At 65.0% G+C, this 26,338-nt stretch carries 33 protein-coding genes, 3 pseudogenes and 1 riboswitch; of the genes and pseudogenes, 22 read left to right on the top strand and 14 right to left on the bottom strand.

Translation table 11 applies throughout. The annotated features are described in order from the left end of the window. Positions 1-210 (bottom strand): annotated as a pseudogene (locus AC3WJD_RS15040) (cold-shock protein); the annotation flags it as partial. Positions 211-383: 173 nt separating this feature from the next. Next, positions 384-770, bottom strand: coding sequence for a DUF4870 family protein (locus AC3WJD_RS15035; RefSeq protein ID WP_492747507.1), 387 nt, complete (start codon positions 768-770; stop codon positions 384-386). A gap of 67 nt (positions 771-837) precedes the next feature. Between AC3WJD_RS15035 and AC3WJD_RS15030 the strand changes: the two genes are divergently transcribed. The 7 genes from AC3WJD_RS15030 (at position 838) to thiC (ending at position 8,198) form a co-directional block, all read left to right on the top strand. Further along, the gene (locus AC3WJD_RS15030) at positions 838-1,653 is read left to right on the top strand and encodes a TerC family protein (RefSeq protein ID WP_492747506.1); all 816 of its coding nucleotides are present in this window, start codon (positions 838-840) and stop codon (positions 1,651-1,653) included. 31 nt (positions 1,654-1,684) lie between these two features. Then, positions 1,685-2,302 carry a ribonuclease D gene (locus tag AC3WJD_RS15025; protein ID WP_492747505.1) on the top strand — a complete coding sequence of 206 codons (618 nt, stop codon included), beginning with the start codon at positions 1,685-1,687 and terminating at the stop codon, positions 2,300-2,302. Positions 2,303-2,313: 11 nt separating this feature from the next. Then, positions 2,314-2,952, top strand: coding sequence for an LPS export ABC transporter periplasmic protein LptC (gene lptC, locus AC3WJD_RS15020; RefSeq protein WP_492747504.1), 639 nt, complete (start codon positions 2,314-2,316; stop codon positions 2,950-2,952). Between the two features lie 7 nt (positions 2,953-2,959). Continuing rightward, the gene (locus AC3WJD_RS15015; RefSeq protein WP_492747503.1) at positions 2,960-3,517 is read left to right on the top strand and encodes an LptA/OstA family protein; all 558 of its coding nucleotides are present in this window, start codon (positions 2,960-2,962) and stop codon (positions 3,515-3,517) included. Between the two features lie 125 nt (positions 3,518-3,642). Continuing rightward, positions 3,643-4,422: an LPS export ABC transporter ATP-binding protein gene (gene lptB / locus AC3WJD_RS15010; RefSeq protein WP_492747502.1), complete on the top strand. Its 780-nt coding sequence runs from the start codon at positions 3,643-3,645 to the stop codon at positions 4,420-4,422. A gap of 114 nt (positions 4,423-4,536) precedes the next feature. Beyond that, positions 4,537-6,069, top strand: a complete 1,533-nt coding sequence (gene rpoN / locus AC3WJD_RS15005; protein WP_492747501.1) for an RNA polymerase factor sigma-54 — start codon at positions 4,537-4,539, stop codon at positions 6,067-6,069. A gap of 108 nt (positions 6,070-6,177) precedes the next feature. After that, positions 6,178-6,289: riboswitch (TPP riboswitch) on the top strand. 49 nt (positions 6,290-6,338) lie between these two features. Beyond that, a complete protein-coding gene (thiC, locus tag AC3WJD_RS15000; protein ID WP_492747500.1) occupies positions 6,339-8,198 on the top strand; it encodes a phosphomethylpyrimidine synthase ThiC in 1,860 nt (619 codons plus the stop codon). 38 nt (positions 8,199-8,236) lie between these two features. Here thiC and AC3WJD_RS14995 read toward each other — a convergent pair whose 3' ends face one another. Continuing rightward, positions 8,237-9,376 carry a hypothetical protein gene (locus tag AC3WJD_RS14995; RefSeq protein ID WP_492747499.1) on the bottom strand — a complete coding sequence of 380 codons (1,140 nt, stop codon included), beginning with the start codon at positions 9,374-9,376 and terminating at the stop codon, positions 8,237-8,239. Positions 9,377-9,486: 110 nt separating this feature from the next. On the opposite strand from AC3WJD_RS14995, the gene AC3WJD_RS14990 reads away from it, so the two are divergent. Beyond that, complete coding sequence (locus AC3WJD_RS14990; protein ID WP_492747498.1) at positions 9,487-10,152, top strand: DNA alkylation repair protein; 666 nt, start codon at positions 9,487-9,489, stop codon at positions 10,150-10,152. Between the two features lie 376 nt (positions 10,153-10,528). Here the strand turns inward: AC3WJD_RS14990 and AC3WJD_RS14985 are convergent. Further along, a pseudogene (locus AC3WJD_RS14985) lies at positions 10,529-11,244 on the bottom strand (IS5 family transposase). Between the two features lie 202 nt (positions 11,245-11,446). Here AC3WJD_RS14985 and AC3WJD_RS14980 point away from each other — a divergent pair. The 3 genes from AC3WJD_RS14980 to AC3WJD_RS14970 all read left to right on the top strand — a co-directional run bounded on the left by AC3WJD_RS14980 (position 11,447) and on the right by AC3WJD_RS14970 (position 13,205). Next, positions 11,447-12,286 carry a hypothetical protein gene (locus AC3WJD_RS14980; protein ID WP_492747497.1) on the top strand — a complete coding sequence of 280 codons (840 nt, stop codon included), beginning with the start codon at positions 11,447-11,449 and terminating at the stop codon, positions 12,284-12,286. 18 nt (positions 12,287-12,304) lie between these two features. Further along, positions 12,305-12,712: a VOC family protein gene (locus AC3WJD_RS14975; RefSeq protein ID WP_492747496.1), complete on the top strand. Its 408-nt coding sequence runs from the start codon at positions 12,305-12,307 to the stop codon at positions 12,710-12,712. 67 nt (positions 12,713-12,779) lie between these two features. Continuing rightward, the gene (locus tag AC3WJD_RS14970) at positions 12,780-13,205 is read left to right on the top strand and encodes a hypothetical protein (RefSeq protein WP_492747495.1); all 426 of its coding nucleotides are present in this window, start codon (positions 12,780-12,782) and stop codon (positions 13,203-13,205) included. Positions 13,206-13,332: 127 nt separating this feature from the next. Here the strand turns inward: AC3WJD_RS14970 and AC3WJD_RS14965 are convergent, their stop codons facing one another. Continuing rightward, the gene (locus tag AC3WJD_RS14965) at positions 13,333-13,932 is read right to left on the bottom strand and encodes a YybH family protein (protein ID WP_492747493.1); all 600 of its coding nucleotides are present in this window, start codon (positions 13,930-13,932) and stop codon (positions 13,333-13,335) included. 346 nt (positions 13,933-14,278) lie between these two features. Between AC3WJD_RS14965 and AC3WJD_RS14960 the strand changes: the two genes are divergently transcribed. Continuing rightward, positions 14,279-14,689, top strand: coding sequence for a nuclear transport factor 2 family protein (locus tag AC3WJD_RS14960; RefSeq protein WP_492747492.1), 411 nt, complete (start codon positions 14,279-14,281; stop codon positions 14,687-14,689). A gap of 14 nt (positions 14,690-14,703) precedes the next feature. On the opposite strand, the gene AC3WJD_RS14955 is transcribed toward AC3WJD_RS14960, so the two are convergent. Then, positions 14,704-14,832 (bottom strand): hypothetical protein, encoded by a 129-nt coding sequence (locus AC3WJD_RS14955; RefSeq protein ID WP_492747491.1) that lies wholly within the window; start codon positions 14,830-14,832, stop codon positions 14,704-14,706. 256 nt (positions 14,833-15,088) lie between these two features. Between AC3WJD_RS14955 and AC3WJD_RS14950 the strand changes: the two genes are divergently transcribed. The 4 genes from AC3WJD_RS14950 (at position 15,089) to AC3WJD_RS14935 (ending at position 17,413) form a co-directional block, all read left to right on the top strand. Continuing rightward, a complete protein-coding gene (locus AC3WJD_RS14950) occupies positions 15,089-15,568 on the top strand; it encodes an SRPBCC domain-containing protein (protein ID WP_492747490.1) in 480 nt (159 codons plus the stop codon). 209 nt (positions 15,569-15,777) lie between these two features. Beyond that, positions 15,778-16,185: a MerR family DNA-binding protein gene (locus AC3WJD_RS14945; RefSeq protein WP_492747489.1), complete on the top strand. Its 408-nt coding sequence runs from the start codon at positions 15,778-15,780 to the stop codon at positions 16,183-16,185. 201 nt (positions 16,186-16,386) lie between these two features. Beyond that, on the top strand, positions 16,387-16,962 hold the full coding sequence (locus AC3WJD_RS14940) for a hypothetical protein (protein ID WP_492747488.1): 576 nt from the start codon (positions 16,387-16,389) through the stop codon (positions 16,960-16,962). Positions 16,963-17,158: 196 nt separating this feature from the next. Further along, positions 17,159-17,413 (top strand): hypothetical protein, encoded by a 255-nt coding sequence (locus tag AC3WJD_RS14935; protein WP_492747487.1) that lies wholly within the window; start codon positions 17,159-17,161, stop codon positions 17,411-17,413. A gap of 274 nt (positions 17,414-17,687) precedes the next feature. Here AC3WJD_RS14935 and AC3WJD_RS14930 read toward each other — a convergent pair whose 3' ends face one another. Beyond that, positions 17,688-18,131, bottom strand: a complete 444-nt coding sequence (locus AC3WJD_RS14930; RefSeq protein WP_492747486.1) for a hypothetical protein — start codon at positions 18,129-18,131, stop codon at positions 17,688-17,690. A gap of 155 nt (positions 18,132-18,286) precedes the next feature. On the opposite strand from AC3WJD_RS14930, the gene AC3WJD_RS14925 reads away from it, so the two are divergent. Next, on the top strand, positions 18,287-18,709 hold the full coding sequence (locus AC3WJD_RS14925; protein WP_492747485.1) for a nuclear transport factor 2 family protein: 423 nt from the start codon (positions 18,287-18,289) through the stop codon (positions 18,707-18,709). Here the strand turns inward: AC3WJD_RS14925 and AC3WJD_RS14920 are convergent, their stop codons facing one another. Beyond that, positions 18,710-20,137, bottom strand: a complete 1,428-nt coding sequence (locus AC3WJD_RS14920) for a S41 family peptidase (RefSeq protein ID WP_492747484.1) — start codon at positions 20,135-20,137, stop codon at positions 18,710-18,712. Between the two features lie 228 nt (positions 20,138-20,365). On the opposite strand from AC3WJD_RS14920, the gene AC3WJD_RS14915 reads away from it, so the two are divergent. Both AC3WJD_RS14915 and AC3WJD_RS14910 read left to right on the top strand, forming a co-directional pair. Beyond that, positions 20,366-20,788 carry a hypothetical protein gene (locus AC3WJD_RS14915; RefSeq protein WP_492747483.1) on the top strand — a complete coding sequence of 141 codons (423 nt, stop codon included), beginning with the start codon at positions 20,366-20,368 and terminating at the stop codon, positions 20,786-20,788. Between the two features lie 86 nt (positions 20,789-20,874). Next, positions 20,875-21,459, top strand: coding sequence for a 2'-5' RNA ligase family protein (locus AC3WJD_RS14910; RefSeq protein WP_492747482.1), 585 nt, complete (start codon positions 20,875-20,877; stop codon positions 21,457-21,459). Between the two features lie 46 nt (positions 21,460-21,505). Here the strand turns inward: AC3WJD_RS14910 and AC3WJD_RS14905 are convergent, their stop codons facing one another. The 4 genes and pseudogenes from AC3WJD_RS14905 to AC3WJD_RS14890 all read right to left on the bottom strand — a co-directional run. Beyond that, on the bottom strand, positions 21,506-21,955 hold the full coding sequence (locus AC3WJD_RS14905) for a cupin domain-containing protein (protein ID WP_492747481.1): 450 nt from the start codon (positions 21,953-21,955) through the stop codon (positions 21,506-21,508). Between the two features lie 125 nt (positions 21,956-22,080). After that, complete coding sequence (locus AC3WJD_RS14900; protein ID WP_492747480.1) at positions 22,081-22,386, bottom strand: zinc ribbon domain-containing protein YjdM; 306 nt, start codon at positions 22,384-22,386, stop codon at positions 22,081-22,083. 83 nt (positions 22,387-22,469) lie between these two features. Continuing rightward, entirely contained in the window at positions 22,470-22,742 is a 273-nt protein-coding gene (locus tag AC3WJD_RS14895; RefSeq protein WP_492747479.1) for a DUF4242 domain-containing protein, read from the bottom strand. A gap of 46 nt (positions 22,743-22,788) precedes the next feature. After that, positions 22,789-22,947, bottom strand: a pseudogene (locus tag AC3WJD_RS14890) (DUF3008 family protein); the annotation flags it as partial. Positions 22,948-23,033: 86 nt separating this feature from the next. Here AC3WJD_RS14890 and AC3WJD_RS14885 point away from each other — a divergent pair. The 3 genes from AC3WJD_RS14885 to AC3WJD_RS14875 all read left to right on the top strand — a co-directional run bounded on the left by AC3WJD_RS14885 (position 23,034) and on the right by AC3WJD_RS14875 (position 25,221). Next, positions 23,034-23,456: a gamma-glutamylcyclotransferase family protein gene (locus tag AC3WJD_RS14885; RefSeq protein WP_492747478.1), complete on the top strand. Its 423-nt coding sequence runs from the start codon at positions 23,034-23,036 to the stop codon at positions 23,454-23,456. 32 nt (positions 23,457-23,488) lie between these two features. Further along, on the top strand, positions 23,489-24,385 hold the full coding sequence (locus AC3WJD_RS14880) for a helix-turn-helix domain-containing protein (protein WP_492747477.1): 897 nt from the start codon (positions 23,489-23,491) through the stop codon (positions 24,383-24,385). 83 nt (positions 24,386-24,468) lie between these two features. Next, positions 24,469-25,221, top strand: a complete 753-nt coding sequence (locus AC3WJD_RS14875) for a DUF72 domain-containing protein (RefSeq protein WP_492747476.1) — start codon at positions 24,469-24,471, stop codon at positions 25,219-25,221. A 26-nt stretch (positions 25,222-25,247) separates the two neighbouring features. Here AC3WJD_RS14875 and AC3WJD_RS14870 read toward each other — a convergent pair whose 3' ends face one another. Both AC3WJD_RS14870 and AC3WJD_RS14865 read right to left on the bottom strand, forming a co-directional pair. Further along, complete coding sequence (locus AC3WJD_RS14870) at positions 25,248-25,799, bottom strand: hypothetical protein (protein WP_492747475.1); 552 nt, start codon at positions 25,797-25,799, stop codon at positions 25,248-25,250. A 205-nt stretch (positions 25,800-26,004) separates the two neighbouring features. Further along, a complete protein-coding gene (locus tag AC3WJD_RS14865; protein WP_492747474.1) occupies positions 26,005-26,232 on the bottom strand; it encodes a hypothetical protein in 228 nt (75 codons plus the stop codon). Positions 26,233-26,338: the final 106 nt, after the last annotated feature.

Below are 26,338 nucleotides of genomic sequence, written 5' to 3'. Positions count from 1 at the left end.
GCCGAAGCCACCCCCGCCGCCGCCGCCGAAGCGATCGCCGCCGCCGCCGCCGAATCGGTCACCGCCGCCAAAACCGCCGCGGTCCCCACCGAAACCGCCGCCGAACCGGCCTCTGTCTTCAAATCCGCCGAAGTTATCGTCGCCGAAACTGTCGCGCTTGTCTCTGCCACGCCCACCGCGTTCCCCGCGGCGTCCTTTGTCGAAACTCATGCCCTGTTGGTCTTTCCCGGTCGCCCAAAATTCATCATCAGAACCTGTACGCCGGGCGATGGGCACAGATACTTTGGCGCGAAAACAATACCCGCCAGTGAGTCGTCATAACCGAATTTCTCCAGCCGGGCGACAGAATTTATCATTGCGCGCCGTAATTTGGATAAATTCCTTCAGAACAATAAAGTTGCGGGATCGGTCAGGGGGTCGTGCTTCTGTGCTTTCACCAGTGAAATCACCGCGCGCACCGCAACCCAGACCGTGACGGCAAACAGGATCGCGAATCCGATCAGCACGACCGTCAGAATCACGCCAGGCACGCCCGCCACCAGCGCCAGCCAAAAGGTCCGGATGAGGTAGCGATAATGACTCTTCTCCCAGTCGGCGCCCGGCTCGCCCGCCCAGATATGCGCGAGCACGATCCCGATGACCGCGGTGATTCCGGTGACGAAGCTCGCGAGATAGAGCAGCGCGATGATCGTGGGCCGGTTGAGCTCGAAACCGGCGCTCGGCGCGGCGGCCTCGTGCGGCGGCGGGCGCCTGATCGGGTCGTCCATCATTTTCCCTCATGCGACTCGCGGACCGGCGAAGCTTGCGGCTTTTGCGATCACAGGGCAAATGTCGGACATGACTGACATCGCGACGCTTTTCGCCGACCCGGCCGTCTGGGCCGCCCTCGTCACGCTGGTTGTCATGGAGGTCGTGCTCGGCATCGACAATCTGATCTTCATCTCGATCCTGTCGAACAAGCTGCCCGAGCATCAGCGACAAAAGGCGCGGCGCGTCGGAATCGGGCTGGCACTGATCCTGCGGCTCGCACTGCTGTCGATGATCTCGTGGATCGTCGGGCTGACCGCACCCGTCTTCGATCTCGGCATCGTCGGCCCGCCCGGCGCGCATGGCGAGCCCGCGTTCGAGACGCAGTTCTCGTGGCGCGACCTGATCCTGATCGCGGGCGGCCTGTTCCTGCTGTGGAAGGCGACCAAGGAGATTCACCACGCGATGGATCCCGTGCCGAGCGACCACGATCTGCTCGACAAGGAAGCGACCGCCGCGCTCAATTTCGGCGGCGCGATCGTCCAGATCCTGCTGCTCGACATGGTGTTCTCGGTCGATTCGATCCTGACCGCGGTCGGCATGACCGATCACCTGCCCGTGATGGTGATCGCGGTCGTCGTCGCGGTGCTGGTGATGCTGCTCGCCGCCGATCCGCTCGCCAATTTCATCAACCGTAATCCCACCGTGATCATGCTCGCATTGGGCTTCCTCCTGATGATCGGCGCGGTGCTGATCGCGGACGGCTTCGGCGTGCATGTCCCCAAGGGCTATATCTATGCGGCGATGGCGTTTTCGGCGCTGGTCGAGACGCTCAACATCATGTCGCGCCGCGCACAGGCCCGAAAGCGCGGGACGGGTGAAGCCGCGCGCGACACGGGAGATTGAGCACGAGCCGCGAAAGGCGTAAGGCCCGGGGATGACCGTCCATTTCCATGAAGAAGACATCCCCGATGGCGTGCTCGCGCCGGGGCCCATCGCCGTCGATACCGAGACCATGGGGCTCATCACCCCGCGCGACCGGCTGTGCCTCGTCCAGATCTCCGACGGCCAGGGTGACGAGCATCTCGTCCGCTTCGGCCCGGGCAGCGACTATGCCGCACCCAATCTGCGCAGCCTTCTCGCCGATCCCGCGCGTCTGAAACTCTATCATTTCGCGCGCTTCGACCTCGCGGCGATCCAGCATTATCTCGGCGTCATGGCCGAACCCGTCTATTGCACCAAGACCGCGTCGCGCCTCGTGCGCACCTATACCGACCGGCACGGGCTCAAGGAGCTGGTGCGCGAGCTGATCGGCGCAGAGATTTCGAAGCAGCAGCAGAGTTCCGACTGGGGCGGCCGCGAACTCTCCGACGCGCAGAAGGATTATGCCGCCTCGGACGTGCGTTATCTGCACCGGCTCAAGGCCGAGCTCGATCCGCGGCTCGCGCGCGAGGGGCGCACCGCGCTCGCCCAGGCCTGTTTCGATTTCCTTCCCCATCGTGCCCTGCTCGACCTCGCGGGCTGGCCCGAGATTGATATCTTCGCCCATGTCTGAAGTCCCCGCCCATGTCTGAGATCGCCGATCGCGTCCGGTCCGAACGCCAGCACTGGGCTGTGCCGCACGGATCGCACGACCGGCTGATCCGCTTTCTCGGCTGGGTCCTGCCCACCGCGATCGGTGTGCTCGCGGCGTTCCTGGCGATCGCGCCGCTCGCGATCCGCGACGAGGTCAGCTTCGTCCTCGCCAAGGACAAGGTCGAGGTCGCGAAGGAGCGCATGCGCGTCACCGCCGCCATCTATCGCGGTGAGGACAGCAAGGGACAACCCTTCTCGCTCCATGCCGGGTCGGCGGTGCAGGCCACCTCGCGCGAGCCGGTGGTGAGGCTCAGCGACCTGTCGGCCGAGATCGCGCTGCCCGACGGGCCCGCGCGGATGCGCGCCGATCAGGGACGCTATGACATGAACAGGGAGACCGTCGCGGTCGACGGCCCGATCCTGCTCACCGCGGCGGATGGCTATCGGCTCCAGACCACCAATGTCGCGGTCGATCTCAAGTCGCGCCAGGTGACCAGCACGGGCGCGGTGACGGGCAACATGCCGCTCGGGACGTTCAGTGCGGCGACGATGCGCGCCGACCTGTCGAGCCGGACCGTCACGCTCGACGGGCGCGCGCGCTTGCGCATCGTGCAGGGCGGCGTCAGATAGGGTGGCGATGATGAACCGGATTCTCCTTGGCGCGCTTGGCGCACTCGGCACGGGCGCCGCGGCGCTCGTCGCATTCGCCGGCCCCGCGACAGGGCAGGCGCTCAGGAACCACAATGCCGACGCGCCCGTCGATGTCGAGGCCGACCGGATCGAGGTGCAGGACCGCGCCGACCGCGCGGTCTTTTCGGGCAATGTGAAGGTGCGCCAGGCGGGGCTCGCGCTCGACGCCGCGCGGCTGACCGTGGCCTATTCGAATGCCGGCAGCGGGGTCGACATCCAGCGGCTCGACGCATCGGGCGGGGTCGTGGTGCGCAGCGCCTCCGAAACCGCGCGCGGCAGCGTCGCGATATACGATCTCAATCGCCGCCTCATCACGATGGTGGGGGGCGTCACGCTCGAACAGGGCAACAACCAGCTGCGCGGCGGGCGTCTCGTGATCGACCTCAATTCGGGGCGTTCGGTGATGGACGGCAGCGCGGTCGGCGGCACCAGCGGCGTTTCGGGGGGCACCGGCGGGCGCGTCACGGGCCGTTTCACCGTGCCGCAGCGCAAGTCGGGCAACTGAGCGCCGCGCGACGCACGTTCCGTCGCGTTGGGCGAAATTTTGTCATGCACGAATCTTGCCAATTGGCTTAGACTTCACACTTCGCTAACCGATCCTTGGCACTCCGGCCGATGCAAGGAACGGAAATGAATGAAGTTGCCACCATGGAAGCCCCGATGAGCGCCGATGCCGCGCGCGCGGTGATCAACGGGCTTTCGATTGTCTCGATCGCCAAGGCGTATGAGAAGCGCCAGGTGCTGACCGACGTGTCGCTCTCGGTGGCGCGTGGTGAGGTGGTCGGGCTGCTCGGCCCCAATGGCGCGGGCAAGACCACCTGCTTCTATTCGATCATGGGGCTGGTGAAGCCCGACAGCGGCCGCATCCTGCTCGACGGCGACGACATCACCGGGCTCCCCATGTATCGCCGCGCGATCCTCGGGCTCGGCTATCTGCCGCAGGAAACCTCGATCTTTCGCGGGCTCACCGTCGAACAGAACATCATGGCGGTGCTCGAGCTCGCCGAACCCGACAGGGGCGTGCGCGCGGAGCGGCTCGACAAGCTGCTTGACGAGTTCGGCCTGGAACGGCTGCGTGCCGCGCCCGCGATGGCGCTGTCGGGCGGCGAACGCCGGCGCTGCGAAATCGCGCGCGCGCTCGCGGCCGATCCTTCGATCATGCTGCTCGACGAGCCCTTTGCGGGTATCGACCCGATCTCGATCGCCGATATCCGCGATCTGGTGAAGGACCTGAAGAGCCGCGACATCGGCGTGCTGATCACCGACCACAATGTCCGCGAGACGCTCGACATCGTCGACCGCGCCTGCATCATCTATGACGGCCGCGTACTCTTCGCAGGGAGTCCCGGCGCGCTCGTCGCCGACGAGAATGTCCGCCGCCTCTATCTGGGCGAGGGTTTCGAGCTGTGATCCTCCTTCCTCGTGTCATTCCCGCGAAAGCGGGAATCCAGAGTCGCCCGCGCGGATGCCCGGCATCGCCTGGATTCCCGCTTTCGCGGGAATGACAACGATGGGATAGGCGCGATGGCGCTAGGACCCCGCCTCGATCTCCGCCAGAGCCAGTCTCTGGTGATGACCCCGCAGCTCCAGCAGGCGATCAAGCTGCTGGCGCTCTCCAATCTCGAGATCGAAGCCTATATCGCCGAGGAGCTCGAGAAGAATCCGCTGCTCGAGAGCAATGGCGACGAGGAGCGCGGTCCCGCCGAGGCGCCTGATGATGCAGGGGGCGACGGCGGCGATTTCGATGCCGAGGATTTCGCCGACGAACCCGTCACCGCCGATCGCCTGCTCGAAGCGGGCGACGCTTCGGCCGACGCGCCGCTCGATGTCGATTACGACGCCGAGACCTTCCACCATGACAGCGCGATCGACAGCGGCGGCGGGCTCGACGGCGCGCTCGGGCTCACCGGTGCCAGCGGCGCGGGCTTTGGCGAGGACGGCCCCGATTTCGACGCCATGGCGTCGTCGGATCTGTCGCTCCACGATCATCTGCTCGCACAGGCGGGCGCGGTGCTCTCGGGCGGCGACTGGCTGATCGCCACGCATCTGATCGACCAGATCGACGAGGCGGGCTATCTCGCCGCCAATCTGCTCGATATCGCGCAGCGCCTTGGCGCGCCGCTCGCCGCGGTCGAGCGCGTGCTCGGCGTCATCCAGAGCTTCGATCCCACGGGCGTCGGCGCGCGCAGCCTTGCCGAATGCCTCGCGCTCCAGGCCAAGGAGGCCGATCGCTACGATCCGTGCATGGCGCGGCTGCTCGACAATCTCGACATGCTCGCGGCGGGCAAGCTCGCGCAATTGAAGCGCATCTGCGGCGTCGATGACGAGGACATGGCCGACATGATCCGCGAGCTGCGCGACTATGATCCCAAGCCCGGCCTCAAATTCGGCGGCGAGCGCATCCAGGCGGTCACCCCCGACCTGTTCGTGGCCCAACGCGGCGCCACCTGGGCAATCGAGATCAACAGCGCGACACTCCCCCGGCTGCTGATCAACCGCAGCTATTATGTCGAGCTGTCGGGGGGCAAGCAGGACAAGGCCAGCAAGGCCTGGCTCTCCGAATGCCTCGCCAGCGCGAACTGGCTGGTGAAAGCGCTCGACCAGCGCCAGCGCACGATCATCAAGGTCGCGACCGAGCTGGTGAAGCAGCAGCAGGCCTTTTTCACGCACGGCGTCGCGCATCTGAAGCCGCTGACCTTGAAGGCCGTCGCCGACGCGATCGGCATGCACGAATCGACCGTCAGCCGCGTCACCTCCAACAAATATCTGAGCTGCGCGCGCGGGCTCTACGAGCTCAAATATTTCTTCACCTCGGCGATTCAGTCGGCTGACGGCGGCGACGCGGTCTCCGCCGAGGCGGTCAAGAGCCATATCCGCGCGCTGATCGCCGCTGAGGACCCGCGCAAGATCCTCTCCGACGACACGCTCGTCGACCTGCTCCGCGACAAGGGCTTCGACATCGCGCGCCGGACGGTCGCGAAGTACCGCGAGGCAATGGGAATCGGCAGCTCGGTCCAGCGCCGCCGCCAAAAGGCGCTGCAAGGCAAGGCGGCCTGACGCCCTCGGTGTCATCCCCGCGAAAGCGGGGATCCAGACGATGCCGGTGCCCTGCGCCCACCCCGGATGGATTCCCGCTTTCGCGGGAATGACAAAGTGGCTAGGGTGCCTCCATCCCCGGGGGACCGCGCGCACGCGGTTGAGAGGTGGCTGATACGGCCACGACCCGCTGAACCTGATCCGGCTCACACCGGCGGAGGGAGTGGACGCACAGCCGGTCCGGGGGACCGGCGAGCAGGCCACTCTCCTTCGATATTGGAGAAGAGAGAATGGCCGACGTCCCCGCCCGAACCGAGCTCAAGGTCACCACCGGACCCATCCGCGGCAGCCGCAAGATCCATGTCGGCCCGCTCAATGTCGCGATGCGCGAGATCGACCTCGAGCCCTCGTCGGGCGAGCCGCCCTTGCGCGTCTATGACTGCTCGGGCCCGTACACCGACCCCGACGCCAAGATCGACATCATGGCGGGCCTCCCCGAGATCCGCCGCGACTGGATCCGCGGCCGCGGCGATGTCGAGGAAGTCGCGCAGCGCGAGGTCCGCCCCGAGGATAATGGCCAGCTCGGCCCCGACCGTTCGGGCGGCGTCGCGCCCTTTCCCAATGTCCGCCGCAAGGTGCTCCGCGCCCGGCCCGGCATGAACGTCAGCCAGATGCACTATGCCCGCCGCGGCATCATCACACCCGAGATGGAATATGTTGCCGTCCGCGAAAATCTCGGCCGCGAGATGCTCCGCGACCAGATCCGAGACGGCCAGGATTTCGGCGCCGCCATCCCCGATTTCGTCACCCCCGAATTCGTGCGTGACGAGGTCGCGCGCGGCCGCGCGATCATCCCCTCGAACATCAACCACCCCGAATCCGAGCCGATGGCGATCGGCCGCAACTTCCTCGTCAAGATCAACGCCAATATCGGCAACAGCGCGGTCGCCTCGGACGTCGCGCAGGAAGTCGAGAAGATGGTCTGGTCGATCCGCTGGGGCGCGGACACGGTGATGGACCTCTCCACCGGCCGCAACATCCACGACACGCGCGAATGGATCCTGCGCAACTCGCCCGTCCCGATCGGCACCGTGCCGATCTATCAGGCGCTCGAGAAGGTCGGCGGCATCGCCGAGGACCTGAGCTGGGAGATCTTCCGCGACACGCTGATCGAACAGGCCGAGCAGGGCGTCGACTATTTCACGATCCATGCGGGCGTGCGCCTGCCCTATATCCCGCTCACCGCGAAGCGCGTCACCGGCATCGTCTCGCGCGGCGGCTCGATCATGGCCAAATGGTGCCTCTCCCACCACAAGGAGAGCTTCCTCTACGAGAATTTCGAGGAAATCTGCGAGATCATGAAGGCGTACGACATCGCCTTCAGCCTCGGCGACGGTCTCCGCCCCGGCAGTATCGCCGACGCCAATGACGAAGCCCAGTTCGCCGAGCTCTACACCTTGGGCGAGCTCACCAACATCGCGTGGAAGCACGACGTCCAGGTGATGATCGAGGGCCCCGGCCATGTGCCGATGCACAAGATCAAGGTGAACATGGAAAAGCAGCTCGAGGCCTGCGGAGAGGCGCCTTTCTACACATTGGGGCCGCTCACCACCGACATCGCGCCGGGCTATGACCACATCACCTCGGCGATCGGCGCCGCGATGATCGGCTGGTACGGCACCGCGATGCTCTGCTACGTCACCCCCAAGGAGCATCTCGGCCTCCCCGACCGCGACGATGTCAAGGTCGGCGTCGTCACCTACAAGCTCGCCGCGCACGCCGCCGACCTCGCCAAGGGCCACCCCGCCGCCAAGCTGCGCGACGACGCGCTGAGCCGCGCCCGCTTCGAATTCCGCTGGCGCGACCAGTTCAACCTATCCTTGGACCCGGATACGGCCGAGCAGTATCACGACCAGACGCTCCCCGCCGAAGGCGCCAAGACCGCGCATTTCTGCTCGATGTGCGGCCCCAAATTCTGCTCGATGAAGATCACCCAGGAGGTCAGGGACTTCGCGGCCAAGCAGAACCAGGAGGCTGACACCTTCATCGCCGCCGAGGACGCGGAAAAGGGGATGCAGAAAATGAGCGAGCTCTTCCGCGAAACCGGCAGCGAACTCTACATGGGGTCGGGCGGGCGCGAGCACGACTGAGGCACCGCCAAGCCGCGAAAACGATTTCGACCGGCCAGCTACGCTTTCTTGCGACCGAAGACCGGGCGGTTGGCGAAGCCCGCGCCGGGCAGGGGCGGGCCGCCGGGGCGGGCTGGAGGCGCGCCTCCGCCGTTCTGGCCTCGCGCGCGCACTTCGAAGCGGCCGCCGATGCCTTCGGCCATCGCGCGCTTTTCGCGCCATTCGTTGACGAGCTCCATCTTCGCCTCGCCGTCCTCGGGCATCAGGTCGGCCGGCGGCATGCGATCGTCGAATACGCGCTCGGGGGGAACATAATCCTCCGACACGAAGCCGTGTTCGCGGTGCATCAGCGGCTGAAGCTCGTAGAGTGGAATATCGCCCTCTTCCGCCGGCCGGTGGAGCACGCGATAGGACAGGCTGCGATCTTCCGGCCCGAAGCTGTCGCCGTCCGGGATGACATAGCCGTTCCTGATCGTCGCGACCCTGAGGAAGGCGAGGATCGTCTCGTAATTGACGGCCCAGGGCAGGATGTGCGGTTCGATCAGGATCTCGCGGCCGATGAAGTGGCGCGCACCAAAGGTGCGGATGCCCACCCTTGGCTTGCCGTCCGCGGCCGCGGCATTGCCGAACAGATAGGGGTGGACGTGCAGCGGGCTGGGCGTCTCCAGCGCGGCGACCGTTTCGATCGCTTCGCCGGGGAAAAGCTGGTTGCTCTGCGTCCAGTGAATGGCCTGGGCCGGCGCATGGTCGCACACGATCCGCGCAATCAGCGCGCACACCTCCAGCCGGCGCATGAACTGGGGCAGCGAGTGGCCCTCCAGCGGATAGTCGATCTGCTGCAACAGCTTCATGACTTCCGGCGCGTTGCCGAGCACGCCGTGCGACACGTTGATCAGGATGTGCGACCGGTTCCGGATCAGCCGCTCGCGTATGTCGGGACAGACGATCCCGGTGATCGTCGAAGCGAGCGTCTGCTGGAACACCTCCACATTCGCCGGACGATCCATATATTCGAGCGTGATCATCAGCTCGTCGCCGCCATAAAGCCGATAGAAGACGCCGGGATTCACCTCGGGGAGGTTGAAGCGCGCTCCGGTGCGCGCCTCCTCGATCCGCACGAAATCCCGCACGATCGCCTCGAGGTCGTCGACCCGCCCGTCGAACAGCAGCGCGGCCTGGATCTCGTTGGGAAATTGCATTGCGATTTTTCCCCCAGTTGACGAGAAATCCCATAGCCTGCGCAGGTGTTTAAATGGTGAATCGCGCCATTTTTGGGGGCATCACCGGGGCGCGAAAGAGGAGAACCGCGATGACCCGCGACGAGGCGATGGCGAAGCTCGAGGCGCTCGGCAATGAAAAGGTCCGCGCGCTCAACATCCGGAACGGCGCGGGCGACGCGCAGTTCGGCGTCAAGCTGGGCGACATCCGCACGCTCGCCAAGGCGATCAAGGTCGACCACGCGCTCGCGCTGCAGCTGTGGGAGACGGGCAATCTCGATGCCCGCCTCCTCGCCATCCTGCTGATGAAGCCCAAGGCGCTGTCGGCCGACGAGCTCGACCGGCTGGTGCGCTCGAACGCGGTGGCGCAGGTGTCCGACTGGCTCAATGCCTATGTCGTCAAGGCGCACCCCGACAAGGAGGCGCTCAGGCAGCAATGGATGGAAACCGACCACCCCATGGCCGCCCGCGCAGGCTGGAGCCTCACCGCCGAACGCGTCGCGAAGAATGCCGACGGCCTCGACCTCCCCGCGCTGCTCGACCGGATCGAAGCCGAGCTCGCCAGCGCCCACCCCCTGCCGCAATGGACGATGAACAACACGCTCGCCGCCATCGGCATCCACCACCCCGAACACCGCGCCCGCGCGCTCGCGATCGGCGAGGCGCTCGGCGTCTATTGCGATTATCCCGTGTCCCCCGGCTGCACCTCACCCTTCGCGCCCGCGTGGATCGGCGAGATGGTGCGGCGGCAGGGGTGAATGTCAGGGCCGGGCGCTTTGGAGGGGCGCCAAGACGGCGCACTTCTGCTGATGTGCGGCCCCGAAGTTCTGCTCGATGAAGATCACGCAGGAAGTTCGTGAATTGCTGCCAACCGGCAAAAATCAAGTGAAGCGCGCCGAGCTTCCTCAGCGGCGATAACGACCGCGTACCGCTGAGCCGCGCTCCGAAGGCATACTCCCCGCCAGCTGGTTCGCGAGCAACATGGCTGCCCCGATCGCGAAATCGTCGAGCGACGTTGCGGCCAAGGTTGATGCACTCCGGGACCGATAAACGCCGAACGTAAGCTGCAGCATACCTTGATACTCTTACCTACCTGTTTGCGCTTCATCAGCCGCTGAGAGTCTGTTTGGAAAATCACGGGTGAGCGTTTCTGCGTGGCATGATGCCGCCCATGGCGACCATGATCATGGCCTGCGAGACGTCGATGCACTGCTCGTAATCACGCACAAGGCGCCACCACCTGATCATCCAGCCGAATGTACGCTCGACGACCCATCGACGGGGCAGCACCCTGAAGCCTTTCTGGTCATCCGAGCGGCGGATGATCTCGACGATGAAGTCGAGATAGCTGGCCTTGTCCATCAGCTTGAGGTGGCCATAGGCCCCATCGGCGAAGAGCTGCTTGACCCAGGGCCAGCGCTTGCGGATGCCGTCCAATATTGCCTGTGCCCCCGCGCTGTCGGAGATGTCGGCGGGGGTCACGTCATCAAGAGCCGTCCGTCGGTGTCGACCGCGATATGGCGCTTGCGCCCGACTATCTTTTTGCCCGCGTCATAGCCCCGTGCTTGTGCATGAGGCGCCTTGATCGACTGGCTGTCGATGACAGCCGCGCTTGGGCTCTGTTCGCGGCTCTGCCGTTCGCGGTCGAGAATCATCTCAGCATCGTGGATCGTCTGGAACAGGAAGCGCCGCGCCAGTTCGCGAAACCAGCTGTAGACCGTCTGCCACGGCCCGAAATGAATGGGCAGTATCCGCCATCCGCACCCCGAGCGCACCAGATAGCGCACCGCGTTGATCACCTCGCGGAAATCCACCTCGCGCGGACGGCCACGCCGTCCGGGCCTGGGCATCAGCGGCGCGATCCGCTCCCATTCCTCATCGGTCAAATCACACGGATAGCGCTTCGTCTTGCGCGCAATCGCAGCCTCCCGGCCTCGGCTCTCTTCGGTTCACATCCACGCCCTGAATCATACTTCCAGCGCTTCGGGAATCCCCTGTCCGATTTTCCAAACGGCCTCTGAGTATGCTGAGCACTGATCACGGAGGGGGAGTATGCTCGTAAAACACTCTAGGCAAGACGATGGACCGTTGACCATAGATGGTCAGTTCTTTGTGGCCTTAGATCACATTATCAAAGATGTTCAAAGTATTGCGCGCAGATTAACTTGTATTAAGTTTAAGATTACAGAAAAGCAACTTGAGGTATTAGAGAAAGGAGGATCTGTAAATTTTAATAATAAAAATTGGGAAAATTTGGGAAGAGCGCAGTCGTATATACAGGATTTTTTGCATCCCTCTTATGCATTGTCATTTGAAGGTGGAACAACAATTGAAACTACTGAAATTGAGCAAATTAAGTTAGCTTTGTCGTCAGAGACGTCGGAACCAAAATCCTTCGAGGGTACGATCGGTCGATACAACTTTCTTCATGTCAAAATTAACGTCGGAGGTTGGGCGTCTAAATCGATAAGATATGATATTCACGGACAAGAATCTGATGTAAATCACCTTCGGGTGTTAGTCGATAAAATGGTTAATAATGCTGAATCGACCCATACTTGGTTGTATAAGAGATGGCCGTCTCTCGCAATTGCAATAATAATGTCGCTAATTCTGTTTTCATCCTACATATATGCGGTATCCAAAATAGACAAATCCATCTATCCGAATTTCAAGGAGATTGTTATTAGCTGGTCAGTTGCTCCGCTTGTAATATTTACTTTTATTTGCGCGGCGTTTGGGGATAAGTTTAGGGAAATGTTTCCTAAGGTAGAGTTCGATTTCGGTGTGGGAGGGAGGAAAAGATCTGCCAAGAGAAGCTTTTATGTATGTATGCTCGGATGCATTGTTATACCTGTGCTCTTCTTGGTAATTCCATTGTTCCTGGCCTAGGAATGTGTCTTCGACTATATGAACCAATCGCTCGCCCACATAGCCCTCATCGTCCGCGACTACGACGAGGCGATCGCGTGGTTCACCGCCAAGCTCGGCTTCACGCTCGTCGAAGACACGTACCAGCCCGAGCAGGACAAGCGCTGGGTCGTCATCGCCCCGCCCGGCGCGCCGCCCGGCGCCACCACCATCCTCCTCGCCCGCGCCTCCACCCCGCAGCAGACCGAGTTCATCGGCAACCAGGCGGGCGGGCGCGTCTTCCTGTTTCTGCAGACCGACGATTTCTGGCGCGACTATCGCGCGATGAAGGAAAAGGGCGTCGTCTTCGTCCGACCGCCCGCCGAGGCGCCCTATGGCACGGTGGCCGTGTTCGCCGATCTCTACGGCAATCTCTGGGATCTGGTGCAATACGCGGAGCGAGGCTGAGCGAAGGGCCACGCCGCCTTAGGATTCTGCTTTCCTACAATGTTCCCATTATGTTCTATACTGTCGGATGAGCAGCACATCCGATTCGCCGGGCTTCGTCCCCGTGCCGCCCGAGGCGCCGGGCACCACCGTCGCGCCCGGCCTCGCCCCCCGCTTCACTCCCGTGCCATGCCGTCCGCGTCATGACGGGTGGACGTCCGAACGCCAGATCGCGTTCATGGAAGCGCTTGCCCGCAGCGGCTCCGTCGCGCGCGCTTGCGCGTGCGTCGGCCTGTCGCGGCGAAGTGCGTACAATCTTCGCGACCGATCGGATGCAGAGGGTTTTCGGCTCGCCTGGGATGCCGCGCGGGATCAGGCCTTTTCCCGCCGCTCCGCGTCGTACCGCGCAATCCGTGATGCGCTTGGCGGACGTGCCGCGGGACCCCTCGACTATCTGATCCGCTTGCGCAAATTGAGCAAAGCAGGCGCGCAGCCTCTCGATTCAACGGTGTGAACCTTGTGAACTTCCGACGATGCCGCGCACGCGTTGGACGATGTGAACCTTGTGAACTTCCGGGAGGATCAGCGCCACGCCCCAACTCGCCCACATTGCCCTCATCGTCCACGTCCGGTGCGGTTCGCTACTCGCTGGCGTTGTTCCCCGCCGCCACATTCGCTGCGTTCTCGGCCTTGGTGACGTTCGCGGCGGGCGCCGCCTCCGCCGCGGGGGTGGGCGCTGCCTCGCCCTTGGGCGGCACCGACAGATGCTCGTGCACCACCTGCCAGCTTCCGTCGTCCTGCTTCTGGTACACGTCGGTATAGCGCATTCCCAATCTGGCCGGGCGGTTGTCCACGATGGCGTCGACCGTGCCGACGCCCGACGCGATGAAGGTGTCGGCGTCGAGTATCTGGATCTTGCGTGCACCGGGCGAAAAGGCGCTGGGCTTCATCGCGACGAAACCCTCGGTCCATTTGGTGGCGGTCGCGCGGTCGTCGGTGGGCTCTGCGACCATGGGATCGAAGAACACCGCGCCGGGGGCATAGTTCGCCATGATCGTCTGCGCATTGCCCGAGGTGAAGGTCGCTTCGACCTTGTCGATGGCGGCGGCGGCTTCGGCCTCTGTCGGTGGCGCGGCGGCGGTGCCGTTCGCGGCGTTGTCGCTGGCGGACGGCGAGCAGGCAGCGGCGAGCAGCGCGATGCCGGCCAATGCGCTGCGGTTCAGTGCGATGATGGGGCTCATGAGTGTATCCCTCGATCCATGGCCGCAGGGATGGGCAGGGGCATACGACGCCCTTGCATGCTGCAGCCCGACTGCATGGGACGCAACGCAACGCTGCGATGCTTAGAGCCTGATCGTTTGAGGTGGAAGCGCTTTGCGCTTCCGCCGAAAGCGTGAATCAGGCTCTTTTCAAATAGTTGCGACCTTGACTCAACTTTCAGGCCGATTCAGCCTGAAAGGATCAAGGTCTAGACCGATGACAGAACTATGCAATGCGCATTCGTAGGGCCGGTACGCGTGACATCCGGGCTCGATCGGTGCACGCTCGAAACGAGATCACAAAAAACCGCCCGAAGAGGAAGCCCTCATGTCCAGCGAGAATGTCGCGGTCGTCCGCCGCATCTACGAAGCCTTCGCCGCCGGCGACGTTCCCACCGTGCTCGGGCTGATGAGCCCCGATATCGTGTGGAACGAGGCCGAGAACTTCCCCTATGCCGATGGCAATCCCTATGTCGAGCCCCAAGCCGTTGCGGCGGGGGTGTTCGCGCGCTGCGTCGGCGAATGGGATGGCTTTGCGGTGGTGATGGACGATCTGCTCGACGCGGGGGACCGTGTCGTCGCGCTCGGCCGCTATGCGGGGACGTTCAAGGGCACCGGCCGCGCGATGCACCCGCAGGCGGCGCATGTCTGGACGATCGCGGGCGGCAAGGCGATCGGCTTCCAGCAATATATCGATACGCTGGACGTCGCGCGCGCAACCGGGGCGGCCCCGGCCTGACCGCCCCCCAACGGTCAGCTGTGCAGCGTTACGATCCCCAGTCCGCCCGGCTTGAGCGTGGGATTGGACGCGTTGGTCTTCTTCGCTTTTTCGGCCTTGGGTTTGCGGATCTCGCGGTTCGATCGTTTCTGGCCCTTCGCCATGATCTTTTCCTTAAAGCGGGCGGAGTGCCCGTGAGCAGCCTAGGCGCTTTGCCGCGAAGATGCGCCCGAATTCGGAAGGACTCCGTCCCCGGGATCTCGTGCGATGCGCCCGAGCGCACTAGACCTTGATCGTTTCAGGCTGAATCAGCCTGAAACGTGAATCAAGGTCTCAACTCTTTGAATAGAGCCTGATTCACGCTTTCGGCGGAAGCGCATAGCGCTTCCACCTCAACCGATCAGGCTCTACGCTGCGCACATGCCTGCGCTCCCGTCCGAAGCTCGCACCGATACCGCCAGCCGCGTGATCCGCGCCTCTCCGCACACGATCTACCGCGCCTTTGTCGATGCTGGCGCGCTGATGACGTGGCTTCCGCCCGAGGGCATGACCGGCCGGGCGCTGACCTTCGAGCCGGATATGGGCGGGCGCTACCGGATCGAGCTGACCTACAACCGCGCGCCCGATACGGGCGTGGCCAAGACCACCGAGCGCACAGATATCAGCACGGGCCGCTTCCTCGAACTCGTGCCCGATGCGCGCATCGTCCAGTCGGTCGAATTCGAATCCGATGATCCCGCCTTTGCGGGCGTGATGGTGATGACATGGGCGTTCGAGGCGGTGTCCGAAGGCACACGCGTCTCCGTCACCGCCGCCAACGTGCCGCACGGAATCGCCAAGGCCGATCATGACGCCGGTCTCAAATCCTCGCTGGAGAACCTCGCGCGCTTCGTCGAATGACGCCGGCGAAAAAATGGGCCGCACCCTTTCGGATGCGGCCCCGTCCCGTCAGCACTGGCACGTCTTGCAGGTGCAGGGATTGCAGCGGCAGCCGCCCGTCTTTTGGGGGGCGGCGTTCGGGGTCTTCTGGCTTTCCATCGCGATTCTCCTTCTTGCCCGGGATCGGGCCCGCCCTATATGCGCTCTGTACCATGGTACGGAGTCAAGCGATGAAAGCGATGACGATATCGGGACTTGCGCGCGCGGGGGGCGTGGGGGTCGAGACGGTGCGCTATTATCAGCGGCGCGGGCTGCTCGACACGCCCGAACGGAGCGGCGGATCGGGCCTGTCGGGCGGGATCAGGCGCTATGCGGACGATGCCCTGCGCCGGCTGCGCTTCATCCGCAGCGCGCAAGGCGCGGGCTTCACGCTCGACGAGATTGCCGAGCTGCTCGCGCTCGACGCGACCGAGGATCGCGCGCGTGCGCACAGCCTCGCTGCCGAGCGGATCGTCGCGCTCGACGCCAGGATCGCCGAGCTTCAAGAGGCGCGCGCCGCGCTCGCCCGCCTCGCCGCCGAGTGCGCGGGCGGGAAGCGGGGCCCATGCCCGATCCTCAAGGCGTTCGATCCGGTCTGAACACGCCGCCGAACCCCGCGCTCTGCCATCCGCGCTCAGGGCTCGTCGTCACGCGAAGTTTCGCCACGCTTGCCTCGCCCGGCACAGGATCGTCCGCGGTTCCGTCCGTTCTTGATGGATATCGTCCCGCGATTGAGCGATAACGCCATCATAACGGTCGCGTAATTGTCCATGCCTTGGCACATCCAGCGGGGGGAAACCATGCACGAGCGACTTCATGTCTGGGTCTATGAGCAGCTTTACCCGGCCTTTCTCGGGAGCTTCATTGTTGCCCTCGCGCTCAGCGGGATCGACGATCCGTCGAATTGGGGCTGGGGCGTCCTGCTCTCGGTCTATTTCATGTGCCAGCATGGCGAGGGGGTAATCGCCCGCCGCTATGCCCACGGGTTCGAATGCTTCGGCGATGTCGTCGAGATTGTGCTGATGGTGAGCGCCTTTGTCGCGCTCGGGCTGGTGCCCGGCTGGCAGCTTCACCCTGGTTGGGTCAGCCCCGACGCAGCCTTGCGCATATTGCTGTTCCTGATCTTCGTCTGGCCCGTCATGGTCCGCATGCTGCACCGGACGGGCCGCGAGCGCATGAAGGATGCGTTCTATCAATGTCTGGGAGGACTCTCGGTGCTGGCCGCGATCGCCGCGATCGGCTTGCCGGCATATTGGTCGCTCGGCGTCGTCACCCTGCTGCTGCTGACCTATATCGTCGCATTCCTGCTCTTCAACGATGTGCTCGCGGCGAAATGGGGCATAGCGGCGCGCCCCACGGCCTCTGCTGCCAAGTGATCCTTGCACTTGCGGTGGCCTAGATCGCGCTTGTCGATCGCCGCGGCAATCTCCGGGATCTGATCGAACGCCGCCGCCCGGCCAATTAATCGCTCGATTCCGGTCCAGTCTCCCGGCGCGTCGGTCCGCGGCGCGCTGTATGCCCAGCCTCGCAGGGCCGCATCTCCGCACGCCCCGCGCCAGCAAGGAGGTTGTCATGGCCGAGCTAAGTTCGTCCGATCGCGAGGAACTGTCGCGCATCGTGGGGCAGGCGTTGCTGACCGAAGCCTCGGCCGCCGCGATGATCGAGGCGGTGGACGTCGCGAATGCCAAGGATTTCTTCTGCAAGCACTGGCCGTCGATCAAGGGCGTGCTCAAATTCCTCGGCGATCAGCTGGGCGGGCTCGGCAAGATCGCGGTGAGCGCGCTGATCGCGGCGGGGGACTTCCTGCACGGCCGGATCTGCGCCTGATACACGGCCGCGCCGTCGCGAAACGCATCCCAATCGGATGCAAAAGTCGGGGCTTGCGGCGCCGACTTTCCTCGCGCCGCGGAGGCGTTCGCCGCTGTCCTACATGCCCCGAAACTGTCACGGTGGGCGCGCGATTGCCGCTCATTGAACCGTGGAGATCATCACCGCCGCATCGATCGGCCAGCCCGATCGATGGCGCCCCACTACGCGTATAAGTTTTTCCTCATATGCGTGAGCTTCGTGAAGTTCGCCGTCCTTGCGTCTCTGCCGTCGCCTAGCGCAGCACGCCCTTCGCCCGCATGCGGATCGCGTACCACAGCAGCGCGATCGCGACGATCCACAGCGCCACCGCGAAGATTGCGCCCGCCGTGGTGTTTAGGCTTTCGGGCATGTTCGAAAGGCCGAACTGATAGACGGTCGTCACCGCTATGCCGATCAGCGAGAGCGCAAAGGCGTGCACCGCCCAGCGGCTCGCGGCGAGCAGCAGGATCGAACCCGCCAGCGCCGTCCACACGCCCAGCCCCCAGCCCGCGTTCATCGGCAGCGGAAAGCTGTCGAACCACGCGATCTGTTCGGGGGTGAACTGCGCCAGATACGCCGGATTGCGCGTCTTGGTCATTATGTAGTCGAACGCGCCGCCGCAATTCCACACGAGGCTCGCTGCCCCGACCAGCCACAGGTGCCAGGGGCGCCCGCTGGCCTTCATGTCAGTCGCCATCTTGCCCTCCTCTCCCTGAAAAGCGGCACGATACTAACAGCTTTCGCGGAGCCCGTCTCTGCCGGCAGGTTGTTCCGCTTGCGTTACCCCTTGTGCGTTTTGCGGCGCGGTTGCGCGCGATGCTATGCTTGCATTCGCTTCAAGGGAGCCGCTCGATGAACGCCAATGCTTCCCCCGCCGAACGCATCCGCGCCGCCTATGCGCGCTGGCAACAGACCAGGGGCCAGTCGGCCGAGGATTTTCTCGAACTGATGGCGCCAGGGATAGTGATGCATAGCGTGATGGCACCCGAGACGCCCGATCCGATCGCGGGCGCAAATGTCGGCATTGACGCCGCGCGCGGCTATTTCGACGCCATCGCGCGCGACTGGGAGATGATCGACTTTCCCACCGAGCAGGTTGTGGCCGACGGCGACACCGTGGTGTGGATCGGCCGCTGCCACTGGCGCCACAAACCCAGCGGCAGGGAGATCGATAGCCCCAAGGTCGACATATGGCGCTTCGAAGACGGCAAGGCGGTACAGATGCTGGAGATGTTCGACTCCTACGCCTTCGCGCGGACCACCGGGATGCCCTGATCAGAAGGATCCCGGGGCTTCGCGCTGCGTGGTGTCGGGACGGAGCGGGCTGAGCAGTTCCTGCCGCGCGGTCAGCGCGCGCGCGGTCTGGCCCGTCGCGATCGGGGTGCAGGTCCGCCCGGCAAGGAAGTCGAGCGCCTGGCGGACCGAGCTTTCCAGCGGGTCGCCCAGCGGCCGCGTCAGGTCGTCGGGCGCCTGGCAGCTCGCCTCCATCGATCCCGCCAGGCCATTGAAATAGTTGGCGTTGCGCGCGGCATTCTCGACCGCAAAGGCGACGATGCGCAGCCGGTCGTCGCATGCGGCGCGGTCGACCGCGATCTGGCCCACGGGTTTGCCATAGGTGTTGGTGCCGATCAGCGCGGCATTGGCGCGCAGATAGGGGATGAAGGTGTTGATCACCAGCTCGCTCGCCGACGCCGTCCCCTGCGTGCCGATAAAGGCGACGCGCGTCGGTGCCACCGATTGCGGCTGGGGCATGAAGTGCCTGACCTCGTTTTCCGAGGATTTCTGGGGGCGGAAAGTGGTGTAGGACAGGACGTCGGAGGTGAAGCGGTTGCGGCCCATCAGGTCACCCAGCAGTTCGCCGATCGCGACGAGCCCGCCGCCATTGTAACGCAGGTCGACGATGATCTCGGTCACGCCCGCGGTGCGGAAGCCCTGAAAGGCCTCGCGCAGCGCGGGATCGGCGGTGTTGATGAAGGTGCGCAGGTTGACATAGCCGACCTTGCGCCCGCCATCGTCGAGGATCCGCGCGCCATAGCGCGTCGAGACGGGGGTCAGGCTGTAATCGGTCTTGGTCAGCGTCACCGTCCGCGTGCCCATGGCGTCGGTCACGCGCAACACGCGCGCGGTACCCGGGGTCGAGGGGCCGAGCGCGTCGACCACGCCCTGCGCCCCGCTCGTAGCCATGATGTCGGAAACCGTGCGGATATTGGCCGCGCTGGTGCCGACCCCGACGATCTCGGCGCCGCGATCGACGCCGGCACTGAGCGCCGACGTGCCCTCGAAACTCTCGGCGACGAACACGCGTCGCGATTGCGTGTCGTAGAGCAGGCGGAAACCGAAGCCCGCGCTCGATCCCGACTGGTAATAGGCGTTCTCCTCGGCGATCGAGGTCAGATAGGTGAAGTATCGATCGCGCCCCTGCGCGCGCGCCGTCGCGGTCAGCGCGTCGACATAGGCGCCGACGGTGCCATAGGGGCTGGGATCAAGTGCGGCCGGCAGCGTCTCGGCGAACAGATACCATTCCTGCAACTGCCCCGCCGCCCAGTCCTGGCGCGAGCGCAACGAGCACGCGGTAGGCGTCGGGGTGGGCGTCGGCGTCGGAGCATCGATGATGGTACCCCCGCTGCTGCCGTTTCCGCCGCCGCCACAGCCCGATAGCATGGCGAGCACGCCCAGTGCCGCCCCAATCCCCCGTCGTTTCATGCCCTCCCCGTTTACGTCTTGCCCTGCGCCGGCCGCTCCAGCGGTTGCGCGCCACCCATGACGATCGGCAGCCCCCGCAGCCAACCGTCATTGGTATGAATGCGGGAATATCAGCAGCTTGACAACCATCGCCGCATGCTGCCTTTCCTCGAGCCCCCGAAAGAGCGACACTGGCGCCACCGGAACGGCCTGCGCCGACTCGGCCCTGCTCGCATGAGGGGAAGTGCCATGCGCCCGTTGCTGTTCGCCGTCATGCTGCTGCTGTTCGCCGCCGCCGAGCCCGGTGTCGAGCGCGTCACGCTCGCCCCCGGCGAAAGCGCCGCCTTCACGCTCGCACAGGGCTACAGCCATCAGTTGCTCGTCCCCACCGACCTCGACCGGCCGGCGCCCAACGCCGTCGTCGTGCGCTACCGCGTCGAGCGGGGCGAATCGGTCATCACGATCACCAGCCGCACAGGCTATCCCACGCGCTGCTCGGTACTCGCCGATCCGCGCGGCTCGGGGGGGTTCTCGCCACGCGGCAGCATTGATGTCCCCGGCGACGGCACGCCCGCGGAACGCCGCTGGTCCGGCTCGCTCGGCACCGTCAATATCGGCAATTTCGAAGGCGGCCCGCAGGGCGGCGCACCACGCCCCGACAACGAGGGCTGAGCTTTTGTACGGGCCAACGCGGCGGGGCTCGACTCACATCGCAAATGAGAACAAAATAGGAACATATTTCCGAGTCGGAGGTTCCCATGTCCCAGAATGCCGCGCGTCGCCCGATCCTGTGTCATCGCCTGTTCTTCGCGATACTGCCCCCGCTGGTGGTGGCACGCCAAGACGCGCAGTCCGCGATATGGTTCGGACGCGAGGGCGCTGATGTAAACCCCGATCGGCTCCACGTAACGATGGACATCCTCGACGACTTTGACGCCTTTCCGCGCGACACGGCCGATGCGCTGATCGCGGCGGGCGATACAGTCGCTGCCGCGCCATGCGTCGTCGAGTTTGACCAGATCGCGGGGAGCGGCACGTCGGTTGCGCTGCGTTCCCGCCGCAAGCTCAAGGGGCTCGAAAAGGCCTGTCGGTCGATCGCCGCCGCGCGGGCACGGGCCGGGATCGCGGGACGCGAGGGTTACCGTCCCACCCCGCACATGACGCTGTTCTATCGGAGCGGCCAGCCCTTCAGCCGGGCCATCCAGCCCGTGAGCTGGCAGGCGGAAGAATTCGTCCTGATCCATTCCAGCGTCGGCCGCGGCCATCATGACGTGCTCGCACGCTGGCGCTTCCGCGCCGACGGGGGCGATGAAGAGGAAGACGGTCAGTTCCGGCTGCTTTGAGACTGGCGGGGCCCTCGGCTGATCGAGCGCCGGCATACGGGATCGCTCAGCGCCCGCCCGGCTCCCAGCCTTGCGCCGCCAGCGTGAAGCCGCTGAACTCGAAGCCGGGGACGACGACGCAGCTCACCAGCGTCCAGCCGCTTTCGGTATGCGCCGCCTGCCAGTGACCCGTCGGGATGCGTGCCTGCGGGCTTTCACCGCCGAGCACGTCAGCGCCGAGGCGCAGCTGCGCGACCGGGCCGGCATCATCGGATGCGATGCTCAGTGTCAGTGGCGCGCCGGCATGCCAGAACCAGAGCTCCTCGGCATCGACGCGGTGCCAGTGCGATCGCTGTCCGGCTTCGAGCAGGAACAGGATCGCGGTGCCCGCGGCACGCTCGCCCGCGCGGGCGGTCGCGCGCCAGGTCTCGCGATACCAGCCTCCCTCGGGATGGCGCACGAGGCCAAGGCGTTCGATCAGTGCGCGCGCATCATCCAGCTTTCCGATTCCCGTCATTCGGCCGCGCGCTGCCATCCGGACACGCACGGCGCCAGCATGATAGCGTTGCCCGCCGCGTCGAGCAGTCCCAGGAACACCGCCGCTATGCCACGCTGGATGCACCCCGCGGTCATCGTCGGCGTTCAGCGCTTCTTGACGAATTCGGCACGCAGCACGAGGCCCCTGATCCCCTCATAGCGGCAATCGATTTCCTGCGCATCGCCCGTGAGCCGGATCGATTTGATCAAGGTGCCGCGCTTCAGCGTCTGGTTGGCGCCCTTGACCTTCAGGTCCTTGATCAGCGTGACGCTATCGCCGTCGGCGAGCAGGTTGCCGACCGCATCGCGCACCATGACTGCATGCGCACCGGCCTTCGCGGCCGCCTCGCCCGCGCTGATCCACTCGCCGGTCGTTTCGTCATAGACGAAATCCTCATCATCGCCCGCCATACCGATCTCCTTCGCGGCAACGCTCTAGCCTTGTCAGCGTTCGAGGGCCAGCGTGGGGTAGAGCCTAATCGATTGATCAAGGTCTAGTGATGAAAATAGGGATCGAGCACGCGCACCTCATGGATCGCATCGACGGGAACGCCATTGGCCTGTGCGCTGTCGCGGATCGCCTGCTCGTCGGGTGCGTCATAGATGCAGAAGGTCTTGCGCTTGTCGGGGGTGATATAGCTGTGAACCCAGGTCACCCCCCGTTCGGCGTTGCGCGCGACGACGCCGGTCACCACCTCGGCGCCTTCCGCGGTGGCGGGCAGTCCCAAGCCGTCAGGAAAGCTGCGTTCGACGAGATAACGGGGCATAGCGGCCTCCCGGTCGGTACGAACGCGACATAGCATGGCACCGCGTCTATTGCACGCGCTCGGGCTTGCCCTTGCGCCTCGTCGCGGCGAACTCCTCGAGCTGCTTTTCGGACATCGATTCATACATGTCGCGCGACGCGCCCTTCAGCTTGGTCTTGCTGGTGTCGCCGCGCTTGGCGGAGAGCGCCGCGCCCGCGGCCTTTTTGCTGCGCCTTTGATCAGGTCGCCTGTATCGGTGCGTCCGTCCCGTGCTAGGAGACGGCCTTTCATCGCGAACGGGATCGACGGGCCGTGACAGACGCCGCCCTGCTCTTTGTCTATGGCACGCTGCGCCGCGGCAGCGCGCATCCGATGGCGCAGCGGCTCGCCCGGCAATCGGTGTGGCTCGGCCCCGCCACAGTGATCGGGCGGCTCTATCGTGTCGACTGGTATCCCGCGCTGGTGCTCGACGACGTCGGCGCGCCCGTCGCCGGCGATCTGGTGCGGCTCGCCGATCCTGCGGCAAGCCTTGCCTGGCTCGATGCCTATGAGGGCTGCGGCCCCGGTGACCCGCCGCCGCATGATTATGCGAGGGTCCCCGGCTCCGTGCAGCGCGCGGATGGCGCGGCGGTCGCGGCGCAATGCTATGTCTGGAACCGACCGATCGAGGGGCTTCACCCGATCGCAGGCAGCGACTGGCTCGCCGCACTTGCCACATGGCGGCACGAGGCATAGTTTCATTACAGGGTCGCAGATCGAAACAGGGCATGGCTTCGATGCTCTTGTCGCGCAGCTATCGGCCGTCGGTGGCCCTCGCGCCCTATATTGCGCGATACTATGTTTTTACCGCAGCGCTGCCCGACGATTTCGAACTGGTGGACCGCGTGCTTTCCGAGACGGCCTTTGTCAGCATCCTGCTGTCCGGCGATTGGGCGGCCGAGACGGCGCCTGGCCGGTGGCATCGTGCGCCCCAGGCGGTGTTCTTTGGCCCCAACGGCATACCGCTGACCGTGCGGTGCCGCGGCGCGTTCCATGTGGTCGGCCTGGCGATCCGGCCATCCGGCTGGAGCGCCTTGTTCGGCTGCCCGGCAAGCGCGGTTGCTGACTTCATGCTTCCCCTGGCAGATCTTTGGGACGAGGATCTGGCGGCCCGGCTGCTTGCCCATACGCAGCGCGCGCGCGACGATCATGCCATCGTCGCGGCCGCCGAAGCCGTGGTGGCCGCGGTGCTGGCGCGGCGCGGACGTCCGCGCATCAACGAAGCGATGCGCGTCTTCGAGCAGGTCGCGCGCAACGACAGCACGGCGCGGGTGCATGACGTGGCGCTGCGGCTCCACATATCCGAGCGGCAGTTCGAACGGCATTGCCTCGCCAGCTTCGGCCATATGCCGAAGACGGTGCTCAGACGAAGCCGCTTTCTCGACATGGCGACAGTGATGCGCGGTATGGCCGACCCCGGCGATGCCGATCTCGCCACGCTGCGCTATTTCGATCAGTCGCACCTGAATCGCGAATTCCGGCGCTTCATCGCGATGACTCCGAGCGCGTTCGTGCGGACGGCGACCCCGCTGTTCGACGCGGGGCTCGAGCTGCGGCAGGAACACAAGGCCGAGGCCCGCGTGCCCGATACCGACTACCGCGTCCTTGCCGGTCGCGTCGCCTGAGGGACCTCGACAAGCCTGTGCGGTTTGCAACGCGCGGCCTGCGACGGCATGGTGACATGGGCCACGGGCAGGGAGCGAGCGTCATGGGCATCGGCAGGATCCGCGTCGGCATCGGCGGCTGGACCTATGAGCCGTGGCGCGGGACCTTCTATCCCGGCGGACTGCCCCATGCGCGCGAGCTCGACCATGCCGCGTCGCGGCTCGGCGCGATCGAGATCAACGGCACCTATTACAGCCTGCAGAAGCCCGAGAGCTTCCGCAAATGGGCGTCCGCCGTGCCCGCGGATTTCGTCTTTACGATCAAGGCGTCGCGCTACTGCACGAACCGCAAGGTGCTCGGCGAGGCTGGCGAGGCGATCGAGCGCTTCGTCGGGCAGGGCATCACCGAACTCGGCGACAAGCTGGGCCCGATCCTGTGGCAGTTCATGCCGACCAAGCGCTTCGACCCCGCAGACTTCGGCGCATTCCTGAAGCTGCTGCCGGCACGGCACGACGGCATCGCGCTGCGCCACGCGCTCGAGGTGCGGCACGAGAGCTTCGAGGATCCCGCCTTCCTGGCGATGGCGCGCGATGCCGGCGCGGCGGTGGTGTTCGCGGACAAGCCCGAATATCCCGTCATCGCCGAACAGACCGCGGGCTTCACCTATGCGCGGCTGCAGAATGCGCGCGCGGAAGAAGAGACGGGCTATAACCCCGCCGAACTCGACCGGTGGACGGAGGAAGCCCGCGGCTGGGCGGCGGGCGCGCGCGACGTCTTCATCTTCATGATCAACGGCGCCAAGCTCCGCGCACCCGCGGCAGCCGAGGCGCTAATCGCGCGCCTCGGGAGAGCCTGATCAAATGACCTGGCTCGCACGCCCGTTTAGTTGGGCAGCGCGTCGGGCTCCACCTTGTCCACCCACTCGGGGTAGAAGGAGGGCTCGCGCGTCGACCAGCCGATCGCGGTCGCCGCCGCCTCGCTGATCGACTGGAGCAGTACGCGGCGCTTGTCGGGATGCAGGTGCGGCAGCGCCGCCGCCGCGCAGAATGCGCCGGGCAGCCACGGCCGCACGCTCGCGCCGATCAGCCTTTCATAGAGGAATCGATAGGCGCCGAAGCTCACCAGCCGATCCTGCCCCAGATCGAACGCCGAAACGGTCACCAGCGGCGCCATCAGCGGCTCCATCGCATCGAGCCCGCTATCGTCGGGCACCAGTGCGCGGATTTCGGCAAGGCGTTCGTAGATACGCGTCTGCGCGTTGATGCTCGCGGCCTCCACCACGTCGCGCGACCAGAGGTCGATCGCGTCGTGGCGCTCGAGCCCGACATCGAGCGAGCGCCGGATATAGCGCTGCGTGGCTCCGGGAAAGCTCGCAAACTCCTTCATCTCGGCCAATGTCAGCGCCCCGTCCGCCGGCCGTGCCCTCGTGCCCATGTCCTTTCTCCAGACCTTTTGCCCTGAATCCGATCATGCGCCGGTTATGGTTGACGTCGCTTTAACGGCGCATTCCGTCCCCATTCAGTATCGAATCAGAGTGTGGGGCTCGGCACAAGAATCTTGCGACGAAATGGGTGCAACGCACAATATTTGACATATCAGCGTTGCCTTTCAGCAACAGTTGTGATTCCGCAGCGCGGAATCAGCGTGCCCGCAGATGTGCCTCGTTGCCAGCCGGGGCCGGGGCATCGCGCCGCTTTCCACGCGGACCTTGCGCCCGGGTAAGGGCCGGGGGATCCGATGCGTCCATCGACTCGTCGAGCGCTGCATCCAGCCGCGCCTCCACGCTCTCAGGATCGCGTTTCAGTCGTTCCGCCATCGCCTTGTCGGTGCCGGCATCGCCGCGGGGGGTCTTCGTCTTGGCCATCATCCACCTCGAACTCGATCGAACTCCATGACCGACCAACGGACGGGCGCTTTACCGGGTTCCGCTTTCGACCAAGCCGAACCCCGTTTCGACGGACGACAAGGGGGGA

It is taken from the genome of Sphingobium sp. FW306-1B-F04DB, from assembly GCF_058781925.1.
The sequence above is the reverse complement of the archived record's forward strand: the minus strand, read 5'-3'. Positions and strand labels throughout refer to the sequence as shown.